General features: G+C 71.9%; 13 protein-coding genes. 9 read left to right on the forward strand and 4 right to left on the reverse strand.

The window, feature by feature from the left end; all coding sequences use genetic code 11:
• Nucleotides 1-53: 53 nt before the first annotated feature.
• On the reverse strand, nucleotides 54-722 hold the full coding sequence (locus ACFWI8_RS03690) for a TetR/AcrR family transcriptional regulator (RefSeq protein WP_387085131.1): 669 nt from the start codon (nucleotides 720-722) through the stop codon (nucleotides 54-56).
• 154 nt (nucleotides 723-876) lie between these two features.
• Between ACFWI8_RS03690 and ACFWI8_RS03695 the strand changes: the two genes are divergently transcribed.
• From ACFWI8_RS03695 to ACFWI8_RS03720, 6 genes are all read left to right on the forward strand, one after another.
• Nucleotides 877-1,908: a medium chain dehydrogenase/reductase family protein gene (locus ACFWI8_RS03695; RefSeq protein ID WP_387085133.1), complete on the forward strand. Its 1,032-nt coding sequence runs from the start codon at nucleotides 877-879 to the stop codon at nucleotides 1,906-1,908.
• Nucleotides 1,909-2,130: 222 nt separating this feature from the next.
• The gene (locus tag ACFWI8_RS03700) at nucleotides 2,131-3,849 is read left to right on the forward strand and encodes a cellulose binding domain-containing protein (RefSeq protein ID WP_387085135.1); all 1,719 of its coding nucleotides are present in this window, start codon (nucleotides 2,131-2,133) and stop codon (nucleotides 3,847-3,849) included.
• A gap of 225 nt (nucleotides 3,850-4,074) precedes the next feature.
• Nucleotides 4,075-5,262 (forward strand): methyltransferase, FxLD system, encoded by a 1,188-nt coding sequence (gene fxlM / locus ACFWI8_RS03705; RefSeq protein ID WP_387085137.1) that lies wholly within the window; start codon nucleotides 4,075-4,077, stop codon nucleotides 5,260-5,262.
• Nucleotides 5,263-5,334: 72 nt separating this feature from the next.
• Nucleotides 5,335-5,514, forward strand: a complete 180-nt coding sequence (locus tag ACFWI8_RS03710; RefSeq protein WP_311603758.1) for a hypothetical protein — start codon at nucleotides 5,335-5,337, stop codon at nucleotides 5,512-5,514.
• Between the two features lie 111 nt (nucleotides 5,515-5,625).
• Nucleotides 5,626-8,454, forward strand: a complete 2,829-nt coding sequence (locus tag ACFWI8_RS03715; RefSeq protein ID WP_387085139.1) for a lantibiotic dehydratase — start codon at nucleotides 5,626-5,628, stop codon at nucleotides 8,452-8,454.
• Complete coding sequence (locus ACFWI8_RS03720; protein WP_387085141.1) at nucleotides 8,447-9,673, forward strand: lanthionine synthetase C family protein; 1,227 nt, start codon at nucleotides 8,447-8,449, stop codon at nucleotides 9,671-9,673. The genes ACFWI8_RS03715 and ACFWI8_RS03720 overlap by 8 nt, the downstream gene beginning before the upstream one ends.
• Before the next feature lie 84 nt (nucleotides 9,674-9,757).
• On the opposite strand, the gene ACFWI8_RS03725 is transcribed toward ACFWI8_RS03720, so the two are convergent.
• Nucleotides 9,758-9,964, reverse strand: coding sequence for a DUF397 domain-containing protein (locus ACFWI8_RS03725; protein ID WP_387085143.1), 207 nt, complete (start codon nucleotides 9,962-9,964; stop codon nucleotides 9,758-9,760).
• Entirely contained in the window at nucleotides 9,961-10,794 is an 834-nt protein-coding gene (locus tag ACFWI8_RS03730; protein ID WP_387085145.1) for a helix-turn-helix domain-containing protein, read from the reverse strand. The genes ACFWI8_RS03725 and ACFWI8_RS03730 overlap by 4 nt, the downstream gene beginning before the upstream one ends.
• 184 nt (nucleotides 10,795-10,978) lie before the next feature.
• On the opposite strand from ACFWI8_RS03730, the gene ACFWI8_RS03735 reads away from it, so the two are divergent.
• The 3 genes from ACFWI8_RS03735 to ACFWI8_RS03745 all read left to right on the forward strand — a co-directional run bounded on the left by ACFWI8_RS03735 (nucleotide 10,979) and on the right by ACFWI8_RS03745 (nucleotide 13,143).
• Nucleotides 10,979-11,404, forward strand: a complete 426-nt coding sequence (locus tag ACFWI8_RS03735; protein ID WP_387085147.1) for an ATP-binding protein — start codon at nucleotides 10,979-10,981, stop codon at nucleotides 11,402-11,404.
• Between the two features lie 121 nt (nucleotides 11,405-11,525).
• A complete protein-coding gene (locus ACFWI8_RS03740; RefSeq protein ID WP_387085149.1) occupies nucleotides 11,526-12,692 on the forward strand; it encodes an ABC transporter substrate-binding protein in 1,167 nt (388 codons plus the stop codon).
• Nucleotides 12,693-12,774: 82 nt separating this feature from the next.
• Nucleotides 12,775-13,143 carry a PPOX class F420-dependent oxidoreductase gene (locus tag ACFWI8_RS03745; protein ID WP_387085151.1) on the forward strand — a complete coding sequence of 123 codons (369 nt, stop codon included), beginning with the start codon at nucleotides 12,775-12,777 and terminating at the stop codon, nucleotides 13,141-13,143.
• Between the two features lie 28 nt (nucleotides 13,144-13,171).
• Here the strand turns inward: ACFWI8_RS03745 and ACFWI8_RS03750 are convergent, their stop codons facing one another.
• A complete protein-coding gene (locus ACFWI8_RS03750) occupies nucleotides 13,172-14,353 on the reverse strand; it encodes a hypothetical protein (protein WP_387085153.1) in 1,182 nt (393 codons plus the stop codon).
• Between the last annotated feature and the right edge of the window lie 39 nt (nucleotides 14,354-14,392).

Genomic DNA, 14,392 nt, shown 5'->3' on the forward strand with positions numbered 1-14,392 from the left:
GGGCGACGCCGAACGGGCGCGGCGCGCGCCCGGGGGGCCGTCAGCCGGCGGGCTCACCGGGTGAGGTCGGCCACCTCGGCCTCGAAGAGCAGCGCGGGGTCGAACCGCATCCCCGTGAAGTGGCCGGCGAGTTCGAGCGAGAGCACGCCGTGCAGCCGGGTCCAGAAGGCGAGGGCGCGGCGCAGGGCGGCGGGCGGGGCGGGGTGGTCGGCGGCCCAGGCGCGGTGCCGCTCGATGTGTGCCTCGAACCGGGTGATCGGCGCGGCGGGCGGGGCCGGTCGGTCGTCCGGGAGCGCGGCACAGGCGTCGAGGAGGGTGGCCATGATCTCGGACGCGATCGCGGTGACGTCGTCCGGCGCGTGGTAGCCGGGGACCGGCGTGCCGTAGATCAGCAGGTACCGGTGGGGGTCGGCCAGGGCCCAGTCGCGCAGGGCGTGGGCGAGCGCGGCGGGGTCGGCGCCCGAGCCGGCCGCGGCGGTCGCCCGGACGGTGTCGGCGAGGCTCCGGTACGCGTCCCTGATGAGTTCGGTGATCAGCTCGTCCCGGTTGGCGAAGTACCGGTAGAGGGCCGGGCCGCTCAGGCCCATCCGCTTGGCGATCGCGTTGAGCGAGAGCGCCGAGGCGCCCGCCGTGGCGATCTGCTCCCACGCGTGCTGCTTCACCTCCGCGCGCACCTGGGCGCGGTAGCGCTCGCGGGGGGTCCGCGTGTCCGTCTCCGCCATCGGTCCCTCGCCCTCCGCTGTGGTCCGCCCGGTCGCCCGTCGCCCCCAGGTGAGTTAGAGGCTATCACGATCCCTATTGACACTCACTCAACGTAGAGGTTAGAACATCTAACGAACACGAAAGCGCCTAGCGGAGAGCGTGGTGGAGAACGTCATGAACGCCGAGGAACTCGTCGAGGTGGTGCTGCCGGGCACCGTGGAGCCGGAAGGGCTGCGGATCAGGCGCGGCGCCGTCCCCACCGCCGGGCCCGGGCAGGTGCTGGTCGCGATGGAGGCGACCGGCGTCTCCTTCGCCGAGCAGCAGATGCGCCGCGGCCGCTACTACGACCAGCCGGCCTTCCCCTTCGTGCCCGGCTACGACCTGGTCGGCACCGTCGTGGCGGCCGGCGCGGGCGCCGCCCCAGGGCTGGTCGGCACCCGGGTGGCCGCGCTGCTCAAGGTCGGCGGCTGGGCCAGCCACGTCCTCGTCGACGCCGCGGACGTCGTCCCGGTGCCGGACGGGATCGGCGCGGCCGAGGCGGAGACCCTGGTGGTCAACGGCGTCACCGCCTGGCAGATGCTGCACCGCGAGGCCCGGGTCCGCGCCGGGCAGACCGTCCTGGTGCTCGGCGCCAACGGCGGCGTCGGCTCCGTCCTGGTCCAGCTCGCCCACGCCGCCGGCGCCCGCGTCATCGGCACCGCCGCCGCCCGCCACCACGACGCGCTGCGGGCGCGCGGCGTCAGCCCCGTCGACCACCGCACCGAGGACGTCGCCGCGCGCGTCCGCGAACTCGCCCCGGACGGGGTGCACGCCGTCTTCGACCACGTCGGCGGCCGCGGCATCGTCGACTCCTGGCGGCTCCTCGCCCCCGGCGGCACGCTCGTCTCCTACGGCACCGCCGCCACCAGGGACGACACCGGGTCCAAGCAGTGGCCCGTGCTGAAGCTGCTCGGCCGCGTCTGGCTGTGGAACGCGCTGCCCAACCGCCGCCGCGCCCACTTCTACAACCTCTGGGCCGGCCGCGCCCTCGCCAGGGACCGCTTCCGGGCCCGGCTGCGCGCCGACCTCACCGAGGTCTTCGAGGCCCTGCGGCGCGGCGACATCACCGCCCAGATCGCCGCTCAACTGCCGCTGAGCCGCGTCGCCGACGCGCTGCGGCTCGCCGAGTCCGGCACGGTCCTCGGCAAGGTCGTCCTCACCCCGTGACCCGCCCGGGCGGCGGCGGGATACGGCCAACCTCGGTCGAACCCCGTTCGACTGTTGTCACGGTCGGGGCCCACTCCTACGATGGGAGCGCTCCCATGACCTGGTTCCGGCGCCTCGCGCCCCCCTCAGGACGCACCCGCTCGGCCGGCACCGGGCGCACCCGGGCGCACGCACTCCCCCCAACCGTCAAGCGTGCAGCGTGCCTTCCTCAAGGAGGTCCCCATGCGCATCCCCCGACACCGGCCCCGGCCCTGGTCGGTGGCGCTCCTCGGCGCCGTCGCGAGCCTGCTGACCGTCGCCCTCGTCCCGCAGTCCGGCGCCGCCGGCGCCCGCCCGGCCGACCCGGTCGCGAGCGTCGCCGTCGCCGCCGCGGACGAGGACGACGGCGCGAACTGCGCCGTGCCGAGCCCCGGCACCCCGACCGCCAACTCCCTGCTCCCCGACCCGTTCACCAGGATCGACGGCACCCGCGTCACCAGCAGGTCCGACTGGCGGTGCCGGCGGGCGGAGATCAGGGAGCTGGCCGAGCGGTACGTCTACGGCGACAAGCCCGCCCGGCCGGACAGCGTCACCGGCACGGTCTCGGCGACCAACATCACGGTGAACGTGTCCCACCAGGGCCGCACCGCCAGCTTCTCGGCCGGCGTGCAACTGCCAAGCGGCAACGGTCCGTTCCCCGCCATGATCGTCTTCGGCGGCCTCGGCGCCGACACCGCCACCATCAGGTCGTCGGGCGCCGCCGTCATCAGCTTCGACCCCTACACGGTGGGCCGGGAGGGCACGCCGCGCAACAACAAGCAGGGCGCCTTCTACAGCCTCTACGGCTCGTCGAGCGGCACCGGGCTGCTGATGGCCTGGTCCTGGGGGGTGAGCCGGATCATCGACGTCGTCGAGCAGTCCGGCGGTTCCGTGCTGCGCGCCGACGCCACGGGCGTCACCGGCTGTTCGCGGTTCGGCAAGGGCGCGCTGGTGGCCGGCGCGTTCGACCAGCGGATCGGCCTCACCATGCCGATCGAGTCGGGCACGGCGGGGGCGCCCGTCTTCCGGGGGGTCCCGGGCGAGAGCGGCTCCCAGCCGCTGAGCAGCGCCTACTCGGAACAGCCGTGGCTGGGCGACGCGTTCGGCTCCTTCACGGGCAACCCGGCGACGCTGCCGGTGGACACCCACGAGATCCTGGGCATGGTGGCGCCGCGCGGCCTCCTCGTGATGGAGAACCCGCACATCGACTGGCTGGGCGCCAGGTCGGGGAGCGTGGCGGCGCTCGGCGCGGCCGAGGTCTACCGGGCGCTGGGCGCGACGGCCAACATCAGCTACTGGTCCGACGTCCAGGACGGCAACCACTGCGCGGTCAGGTCGGAGTGGCGGGCGCCGTTGCAGCAGAGCATCCAGCGGTTCCTGCTGAACACGGGAACCGCGCCCGGGGTGTTCCGGATCTCGCCGGCGAAGGCGGGCAACCTCGCCACCTGGCGGAACTGGCAGACGCCGACCCTCCCGGAGACCGGCGGGACGGGCGGCACCAGCACCGGGACGACGAGCGGCACGACCAGCGGCACGAGCAGCGGTACGTCCACCGGGACCTCGGAGGGCGCGGGCGGCGGTGACGCCGGTGGGACGGGCGACCCCGGCGGCCCGGGCGACGCCTGCACGGCCACCTACCGCACGGTCAACAGCTGGTCGGGCGGCTACCAGGGCGAGGTGGCGGTCACCAACAACTCGACCAGCACGCTGGGCGGTTGGAGTGTCGGCCTGACGCTCGCCGCCGGGCAGTCCATCACCAACCTGTGGAACGGCCAGGGGACCGGCACCAGCGGCTCGGTCACGGTCCGCAACACGGCCTGGAACGGTGCCGTCGCCGCCGGCGCGACCCTCACCTTCGGCTTCACCGTCTCCGGGTCCTCCTCGGCCACGCCGAGCGGGCTCAGCTGCGCCGCGACGAGCTGACCCGCCGTCGCGCCGTCGCGCCGGCCGCCGGGCCGGGAGCGCGGCGCGCCGGTCAGCCGAAGCCAGGGGCGAGGGCTTCTCCGCGCGATGAGATGTGTCCGATCCGCCGTGGGGGATCGACCGGGCTGAAAGTGGCTTTCGCGGCTGAGAGTCATCGCCTCTCTCGACTCTGAGCCACGAAGCTGTGACACTGAGTTCTTCGGAGCGAGAGGTGTTGGGTTACTGGTGGAGACTGTTGCCGTTGACCGGAATGCTGCTCTGGTCGAAGAACTGCGGGGCAGCGGCCAGATCGTGAGTGAGCGGGTCGCGGCGGCCTTCCTCGCCGTTCCACGGCACCGGTTCCTTCCGGGAGTGGGACTCCAGGACGCTTACCGGAACGACAGTGTGTTCACGAAGCGGGGTGCCGACGGGAAGCCGGTGAGTTCGGTCTCCGCGCCGTGGCTGGTGGCCACGATGCTGGAGCGCTTGGCGCCCCGCCCCGGTGATCGGGTGCTGGAAGTGGGGTCCGGCGGCTACAACGCTGCCCTGTTGCGCCACATGGTGGGGCCCGAGGGGGCGGTGACCAGCCAGGACATCGATGCTGAGGTCATCGCGCGTGCCGCCGGCTGCCTGGCGGATGCCGATGTGCGGGATGTTCGGTTGGTGACGGGGGATGGCCGGTTCGGCGTCCCGGAGGGTGCTCCCTACGATCGCCTGATCGTCACCGTGCAGGCCACGCACGTGGAGCCGGCCTGGCTGGAGCAGCTGACCGACGAGGGTCGGCTGGTGGTTCCGCTGCGGCTTCGCGGGCTGTCACGGCTGTTGACCTTCACCCGTGAGGAGGGCCACTGGCGTGGCGATGGCTGGGAGCAGTGTGGATTTGTTCGGATGCGTGGGGAAGGCGTTTGGGGCCCGATGGCCAGCGCGGTTCTGGCCGATGGTGTGCGGCTGCGGTGGGATGGCGGCTCGCCGCCTGACGGCGCGGCGTTGACGGCCGCATGGAACAGCGAGCGCCGCGAGCTGTGGAGTGGCGTGATGGTCGGCGTCACCGAAGGCACCCGCCCGGTGCTCGACCTGTGGCTGGCTACGATGCTCGATGCGTTCGGGCGGATCCACACCGCGGCTGGGGCGCCTCCGGGATTGCCGGTGCTGCCCGGAGGCAGCCCCGCTACCTGGAGCCGCGAGTCCCTGGCCTACCTGACGATGCGCCCGGCGAACGCGGACGGCACGCGCTTCGAGTACGGCGTCGCCTGGCACGGCCCCCACGCGGCCTTGGCCGAGGAGTTCGTCAGCCAGCTGCGGGTGTGGGACCGCGACCAGCGCGGCGGCCCGGGCCCATCGCTCATAGTGTTCCCCGAGGGCTCGACCGAGGAGCCGACAGTCGGGCGGGTGCTGCGGCGGCCCGGTGCTCGCATGGTGCTCACCTGGCCCTGACAACCCCCCTGGTGCTTCCCGGCCCGTCCGAGGACCGGGACATTCCCTTCAACGCTGAGGAGGAAGGCCGACATGAGTGATCTCCTGGAAGTGTTCCGGCTGGATCCCGTCAACACCGATCTGTCGGAGATCCGGGCTGCCACGGACACCGATGGGGACGACAACGACGACGGCGACACCACGGGCGATGGGTGCGGTCCCTCCGCGCCGCAGGGCCCCACGAGCGGGTGCCTGTTGCCCGACGGCCCCTAGCCTCAGGAGCAGCGCCGCTGGTCCTCGTCGGGCGGCGCGCGGGCCAGGAAGGCAGGGCGTTGTCGGGCAGCCGGCTTCTCGTGGGATACCGGTGACAGGGAGGGACATCGCATGGCGGGCCGCCTGCTCTTCGCCCCTGGGCCGATGGCACTGGCCCGCGTCCCACTTCTGCCCTTCCACCCCGCGCGGCAGGATGAGGCCGACGGTGTGGCGGCCGAGGGCATCTTTCTGGCGTCCCGCGCCTTGGATGAGACGGTCAGTGACGGGCCGAAGGCAGCGGCGTCGCGCGCCGCGTACGCGATCCGGGCCCGTTCGCGCACCGTGCCGCACAGCGTGTGGTGCGGCGTGGCCGCGGCCCGGATCGAGGGCGAAGAGCCGGGCCGGCTTGGGTTGGGCGAGGCCCACCGCGCGGTCACCCATCCCGCCCCACAGTTCCTGTGGAGCCTCGGGGACCGCCTGATCGGTGAACCGGGCGTGGTGGAGGCGGTGATGCTGACGGCGAGCAACCTGGTGGTGCGCCGCGGCGACCGGTTCGAGGCCGAACACCCTGGCCCTAAGGTCGGGCAGCTCGGTAGTGTCCGCGCCGGCGAGTTGTCGGACTGGCTGATCCACCTGTGCGTCGGCGGCGCCCGTGGCAGTGACGTTCTCGCCGCCGTCCTTGAGCGCTACCCCGGCGCCAGCGTCGAGGCCGCGCGGGGCGCTGTGGCGGAGATGGTGCGTACCGGCATCCTGCTGACCGACCTGCTGCCCGAGGACCTTCGCGATGACCCGCTTGGGCATCTCGTGGACCGCCTGCCCGAGGAGGTACCGGAACGTGCGGCGCTGGTGCGGCTACGACAGTCGCTATGTGCGGCCGATCATCTGCCGCCGGGCGTCGCATCTCGGCTGAAGCTGCTGCGTTCGGCGCGCGAGCTGGCCGACGGTCTCCACCCTGTGGAGCGCCCGCTCGTCGTCGACACCCTCATCGACGCCGAGTTGAGGCTGCCCACGCGCGTGGGTGAGGAGGCTGCTGCCGCCGCGACGGTTCTGTGGCGGATCAGCCACCGCACCGGCCCTCTGCACGCGTGGACCGGGAAGTTCGCCGACGTCTACGGCCGGCACCGTCTCGTGCCGCTACTGGAGGCGACTGACCCGGCCGTCGGCATCGGCCCTCCTGGGCGGGGGGACGCCATCGCCGCCACCGCCGAGCTTGATGAGCGTCGCACACGACTGCTCGCCTCGCTGCTGGGAGAGGCCCTGGCCCATGACCGCACCGAGGTGGAACTGGCCGACGCCGACATCGACCGGTTGCAAACCAGGGGTGGCCTGCCGCCCCGTACCGCCGAGATCCACGTGCGCGTCCTACCGTGCCGTGACGGCTCCTTCCAGCTGATGATCGGCCAGCACGCTGCTCAGGAAGCAGGCTCGGCCGCCGGCCGGTTCGCCCGGTGGCTCCCCGAGCTCGCCCCCTCCGGCAAGGACCACGACGAGGCGGTGGTCGCGGAAATCGTGTGTCGGCCCCTGACCCACCGGGCCGCCACCCTCGCTGTCGAGACCCGTTTCGCTCCCTATCGCATTCCGATCGGCACACCGCCGCGGGAAGGCGACCTGCTCCCGCGCGACCTGGCGATCAGGTTCAGCGGCCGGCGCCTGATCCTGTGGTCGCACGCCCTGAACAAGCCAGTGGTGCCGGTACTGTTCAGTCGCATCAGCCGTGACCTTCTGCCGCCCGCAGCCCGGCTGCTTCACCTGCTCGGCCATGCCGACGAACGCCCCTGGCACACCTGGTCCTGGGGCTCGGGCGACGCCATGCCCTACACCCCACGCGTCACCTACCGCACGACGGTGCTCGCCCCGCAGCGCTGGCTCCTTCCCGACGAACTCACGGCAGCCGCCAGCCGGAGAGCCACCTGGCAGAGGCGGCTCACCCGGTGGCTGGCCGAAACCTGCCCGCCGCTGCCTCAGCTCGTCGTGGCCCAGGAGTCCGACCGGCACCTGCCCCTTAATCCGCGCGACCCGGTCCAGGCTGAGATCCTGCGGCGCAGCGTGGTGCGCGGTACCCGGGCGCTGACCGAAGCCATCGGATACGGCCCGCAGGACCTAGCCGTGCAGGGTCCCCAGGGCCGCCACCCCCTGGAACTCGTCATCCCGCTGCACCGCCTCACCACCCTGCCCGCCCCATCCGTCGAGCCGCGCGCCGCAGCCCGGAGGCTCGCCAAGGACTCCGAGACTCCCGGGCACAGCGCATGGTTGTCGGCCGCCATCGCCATCCCCGCCCGCCACCAGGACGCGGCCCTGGCCAGCCTCCCCGATACGTCGGAGGGCGTGCGGATGTTCTGGCTGCGCTACGACACTCCCGACCTGGGTTCACACCTACGCCTGCGCTACCACACCGACAACCCGGAAGCCCGCGCCCGCACATCCCGTCACCTCGCAGCGTGGACGGCCGATCTCGCGCAGCAGCGGCTGAGCAACGGAACTCTCCGCTTCGAGCCGTACGTCCGCGAAACGCAGCGCTACGGCGGCCCTCGTGCGATCGCCGTAGCCGAAGAGGTTTTCGCCGCCGACAGCGCCCTCGTCCTGACCACCCTCCGCCACGGGCCGCCACCGGAAGCCGAACGGCTGATCATCGCCGCTCACTCGGTGGCGACCATCGCCCAAGCCCTCGACGCCCCCGATGCCGCCCGCCCCGCCCCTCTCCCGCCGGCAGAACGCCGCATCCGAGACCAACTGCGCCCCGCAGCCCGCTCCTACGCCCTCCCACCTGGTCTCGCCGCAACCTGGGACGCCCGCCACCAGGCACTGACCAACTACCGCGCGACGCTCTTCACCCCGGACATCGCCCGACTGTGCGCGTCGGATGTGATCCACCTGCACGCCAACCGGCTCCTCGGCATGCGCGCCGACCACGAACGCATCGCCCGCTCCCTGGCCACCGACCTGCTGCACACCCGTGGCTGACCCCACCGTGGCCATCGAACAGGCCATCCGGGCCACCATCGATCCCACCCAATACGCCGCCCACCTCTCCCGATCGGTCGCGGGAACCCTGAACGACGGCCTGCCCGGCACCGCCCTGCTGCTCGCCACCCTCTCCACAACCGACCACACCCTCGCCCGCGCGGCCGAGCGTCACTGGGAGGCCGCAGCCCCACTGCTGACCAACTCACCACCCGACGGCATCTACCGCGGCCCCGGAGCACTCGCCGCCTCGCTGATCATCGGCAGCGCCTACCTTCCCTCCGCACCCACCCGACGAGCAGCTCTCGACCACGCCACCGCGTGGCTTGCCGCCCGCGCCCAGGGGCTGGCGCGCCACCAACAACGCCGCCGTGCTGCCGGGCACCTCGGAACGCCATGGGGTGTCTACGACGTCATCAAGGGCCTCGCCGGCATCGGCCGCATCCTCCTGACCGCCATCCGCACCCATGACAGCGCCGCCCAGCAAGGACTGGACGCCGCGCTCACCACCCTCACCGAGATGATCAACACCCCCGCTGACCTGCCCGGTTGGTGGCTTCCCGCCGAAGAACACGTACTGCCCGTCCCCGGCACGCTCCCGGCCTCCGGAGCGGCCACCACCGGCATGGCCCACGGCATCGCCGGCCCCCTCGCCCTGCTCTCCCTCGCCACCCGCGCCGGTCACACCGTCCCCGGACAGCGAAGGGCGATCCGCTCCGCAGCCGCCTGGCTCCTGCACTGGTCCACGTCCGGCCCCGCGTGGCCGCCGAATATCAGCGGCGAAGCCCTCCGCCATGTCCCCGACATGGCTGGCCTGGCCACATCACTGGGGCGCCGCGACGCCTGGTGCTACGGCACCCCGGGCATCGCCACCGCGCTCGTCCACGCCGCCCAAGCGCTCGACGACGACGAACTCCACCACACCGCCCAGGCGGCGATGGACGTCCTTGCCCGCCGCTCCGCTGACTCCTGGGACATCACCGGCCCAGGTTTGTGCCACGGCAGCGCCGGCATCCTCCAGGCCGCCCACCGGACCGGTCACGCCGAACTCGCCCAACATGCCGCTCTGCGGACGGCCGGACTCCTCCTTACTGCCGAGTCGAGAGCCGCCGGCTACCTCACCGGCACCGCTGGTGCGGCCCTCGCCCTCGCAGACCACCATGGACTGCTGCCCGCTCCACGAGGCGCGGCCTGGGACGCGCCTCTCGTTCTCCAATAGGCGACGCACGCTCATGCCTTATTGGAGGAAGCCCACCCGTTGGCCGTGGCAACCCCTGGGGTTCGAGGCGGATGTTCGGGGGCCCTAGTAGCCCTTGAGGTGTTCCACGAACGCGTTCCAGGTTTCCGCGGGCAGGACGAGTGCGGCGTCCGGGTTCTTGCTGTCCCGCACTGGGACTATGTCGAGGAAGCCGTCAGCGACCTCGACGCAGTTCCCGTTGGCCTGGCTCCTTCGGGGCTTGCGCCATCCGGCCTGGGCGAGGTCGAGGGCCACGCCCCCTTCGCTGTTCATAGCTCCTTCATCCTGTTCTTGATCATTGCCAGCGTCTGAGGGGTGCTCACGGCGTTGGCTCGGAGGTTGTCGAACAACACCTCGTAACGCTGCGAGTCGCTGACATAGGGGTCGGTGTTGGCTTCGACGTACACGACATCCGGATCTTCTGGATGTGCGAACCGCAGAATAACGAACGGTCCTACCAGTGTCCCCGGATGGGCGCCATGGGTGAAGGGGATTACTTGGAGTAGTACGTTCGGGCGAGCGGCCAGTTCAAGCAGGTGCGCGAGCTGCTCATGCATGACCTCTCGCCCACCGACCTGGCGGCAGAGGGCCGACTCGTCGAGCACGGCTCTGACTTCCACTGGCTGGGCTTGCTCAAGAAGCTGCTGACGTTGCATCCGCACGTCATGCCTCTGCTCCAGCGCCTCGTCGCTGAGGCCGGGGCCGGTGGCCCGGTTGATCGCTTCGGCGTACCTGCTGGTCTGAAACAGACCCGGCACCACGGTCTCGTAGGTGAGGATCGCCTTGGCCTCTGCCTCCAAGCCGATGTAGGTGGAGTACGGGATGTCGCTGTAGAGCTGCCACCATCCCTTCTTCCGAGCCTCACGCGTCAGCTTCTCCAGCTTCTCGCGTCGCTCCGGGGCATCCACGCCGTAGAGGTCAAGAAGTCGGGTCACGTCGGCCGGCGTCGGTGCGGACCGGCCGGCTTCGATGCGAGACAGCTTCGAGGCCGACCAGCCCAGACTCTTCGACGCTTCGGCTCCCTTGAGGTTGGCCGTCTCGCGAAGCCGCTTGAGCTCCTGGCCCAGACGGCGCTTCCGGACCATCGGGCTTGCAGTCGTCATGCGCACCAGTGTGCCATCCGTCGACGGACTTCTAGTCGGATATGCAATTGCATTCTTTGGTGGGATTGCATCTAACTCGTCAATGACGGCATGCTGTTCAACGGCGAGGGAGCCCGCAAGTGACTGGTCGTTGGCTCCGTACGTCATCCCCAGCTCTCGGAGTGCGATCGCCGTGGAGATGCCTATGCGAGTCACTGAGCGAACCCCCAAGGACGCCCGTAGTTGGTCACTCACCGCACGGGTCGACGAGATCCCGATCTGGCGTCACGTCGTGGCGGACGTCCTCCAGAGTTGGCGGGCGGACCAGAGAGCCGTCGAGCTGGCCGCGTTCGGCATCTCGGAGTTGCTCTCGAACGTGGTCAAGCACGTTCCTGATCGGCGGTGCCGCCTCCGAGTCGTTCGGCTTGGGGAGCAGGTCTACATCCAGCTCTTCGACAGCTCAGCCGTGCCACCCGTCATGGGAGAGCCGGCATGGAACGCCGAGTCGGGGCGGGGCTTGTGGCTGCTGCGGGAGATGTGCCCGCAGTTCGGGTGGGAGACGGCGCCGCGCCGTCTGGGCGCGAAGTGTGTCTGGTTCTCATGCCGGTTGACGAGCGAGGGCGAGCGGTGAGCGTCGTTGTCCGGGCGGCCGGTCACCCACACGGGTGGGCCGTCGCACCCGCCGGCCGCGGCACGCCGTTAGCCGGCTGTCGGTCGGCGCGAGCGGGAGGCGGTGCGGGATGCGGGGATCGGTGGCGACCGTGGGGGTCGTGGTGGCGCGGTCCGGGCGGCTGGCGGCGTTGGGGGACCCGCTGGCGTTCGCGATGTCGTGGCTCGCGCCGAGGTTGGGCGGGGCGCTGCGGCTGGTGAGCCGGGACAGCCGGTCGTCGGCGGAGGGCGCCCGGCGGGCGGTGCGGGAGCTGGTGCGGGACGAGGGGGCGGTGCTGGTCCTCACCCTGGCCGGCACCGAGGTGCTGCCGGCGGTCGCCGACGTCTGCGAGGAGTCGGGGGTGCCGTGCGTGTCGAGCGCCTTCCCCTGGCAGGTCTACTACTACGGGCGGGGGGCCGAGGACGGGACGCCGTTCCGCTGGACGTACCACTTCTGCTGGGGTCTCGACGCGATCGCGGAGACCTTCGCCGACCTGTGGGAACTGGCCGGCGGCCCCGGCCAGTCGGTGGGCTGCCTGTGGAACTCGGGGCCGCAGGGCGGCTGGTCGCGGCACCGGACGCGCGGCTTCGCGCCGGTCGCCGCCGCGCGCGGGCACCGTCTGGTGGACCCGGGCGGCTACCAGGAGCCGGCGGACGACCTGTCCGAGCACGTGAAGGTGTTCGCCGCGGCGGGCGCCGAGGTCGTGACGAGCGCCGCGACCGCCCGCGACCTGGGGCACTTCCGTGAACTCGCCGCCGAACACGGGCACCAGCCCCGGCTGATCACCTGCTCGCGGTGGCTCGCCTACCCGCCGTCGGTCACCAGCGGCGGTGCCTGGCCGGCCCAGGCGGACGTGGCGACCCTCGTCTACTGGACGCCGGAACACCCCTACCGGTCGTCGCTCGACGGCATGACCGCCGCCGAGTTGGCCGAGGCGTACGAGCGGGACACCGGGCGCCAGTGGCTCCAGCCGCTCGGCCCGGCCTACGCGCTGTTCGAGGTCGCCGCGCACGCGCTGGCCACCGCCGCGGATCCCCGGGACCCGGCGGCGGTGGCCGAGGCGATCGGCCGGGCGCGGCTCGACACCATCGCGGGGCCGCTGGACTGGCCGGCGGGACCGGTGCCGAACGTCGCGACCGTGCCGCTCGCGGGCGGGCAGTGGCAGCGCGGCACCCGGCACGACTACGAGCTGGCCGTGGTGAGCAACCGCCGGGTGCCCGGCCTGCGGGTGACCGCGGAGCTGGTGCCACCGCGTCCGTTCCCGGCCTGACCCCCCCGCGTGGCGCCCGGCCGGGTGACCGGCCGGGCGCGCGTCGCCCACCGGCGACGACCTCGGGGGAAAGGATGCGCACATGACACACTTCACCGACGCGCAGCGCGCGTACCTCGGCACCCAGCGGCTGGCCAGGCTGGCCACCGTCGACCCCGGTGGCCAGCCCCAGAACAACCCGGTCGGCTTCTTCCTCCAGGACGACGACACGATCCTCGTCGGCGGCCTGCGCATGGGCGCCACCAAGAAGTGGCGCAACCTCCAGGCCAACCCACGGCTCTCGCTCGTCGTCGACGACGTGGTCAGCGTCGACCCCTGGAAGGTGCGGTTCGTCGAGATCCGGGGCACCGCCGAGCTGCACGTCGGCCCGCACGACCTCGGGGCGCACTTCAGCCCGGAGGTGATCCGCATCCATCCCCGGAAGGTCCACAGCTGGGGCCTGGAGGACTGACCCCCCGCGGTCGTGCCGCCCGGCGCCCTCAGTCCGTGACCCGCTCGAAGGGGGTCGGGTTGGCGCCGGTCCAGCGGTAGAGGTAGACCTCGCCGAGCTGCCGGCGCTGGCCGTCCACGGTGACCGCGCGGCCCTCGGCGGCGTAGTAGTAGCCGTCGCCCAGGGCCTCAAGGCCGTAGTTGCCGTGGAAGTCCCAGCCGTACACGCCGGTCGCCGGGTCGTGTCGGCCGTCGCGCACCAGGCTGAGCAACTGGCCGCGCTCGCGCTGCGGTTGGCCGGTTATCTCGCCGCGGCGCGGCGGCACGTCGCCGTCGACCACGAAGAAGGAGTAGTTGGGGAACTCCGCCTTGGTGCCGGTGTAGACCGCCATCATCCAGTTCCCGGTGTACGGGTCGTACTGGAGGTTCTGCACCCCGTAGGTGGTGTTGCCGGTGCGGACGAAGTACTTGCCGTTCGGGCGGTGCGGGCCGCTGCGGTGCGGGTCGCTCTGTGAGAGCGGCCGCTCGTAGCGGGCCCAGTTCCGCACGTCGTACTCCAGGATCACCTGGTGGTCGTTGTCGGTGCGTCCGGTGTTCGCGTACACCCCGTAGGCGACCATCAGCCGCTGCCGCCCGCCCCGGTCGTCGCCCCGGTCGTCGCCGCGCGAGCCGAACGACGGGCCGAAGGAGACGCCGTCGATGCCGCTGCACCCGTAGCGGTGGTCGGCCGTGTTCGCGGTGTCGCCGTCGAAGACGCCGTCGCCGTCCATGTCGGCGGTGAAGTCGTCGACGACCTCCTCCAGGTGGACGGCCGTCATCACGCCGTCCGTCTCCGCGTTCATGCCGACCCGGTCGATGGCGTCGACGTCGAAGACGGCGATGTAGAACGCCTCCTCCGCCTTGTACTCGAGCGAGCCGTAGACCCGGCCGTCCTCCGGGTTGAGGTCGATGTCGCCGAGGTGCCCGGTGAGCCCCTCGACCGTGCCGATCACGTTGCCCGCCAGGTCGGTCTTCACCAGCATCTGCGTGAACGACCAGTAGACGAAGCCGCCTTCGGTGTCGACGGTGACGCCCTGCACGTGACTGGTCGGCCAGGCGCCGCCGTTGATGTGCGTCGGCAGCTCGCCGGCGTCCGGCCGGACCTCGCCGGGCGACGCGGCGAGGGCGGGACCGGCGACGGCCGTGGCGGCCATGGCGACGGCGGCGACCAGGATCGTTCTGACGCGTGGCATGGGGAGTGCCTCCTTGTCCGGTGAGCGGCGCAAAACAGA

The sequence above is a fragment of the Streptomyces sp. NPDC127098 genome (assembly GCF_042722465.1).
GTDB classification, from domain to species: Bacteria; Actinomycetota; Actinomycetes; order Streptomycetales; family Streptomycetaceae; genus Streptomyces; species Streptomyces millisiae.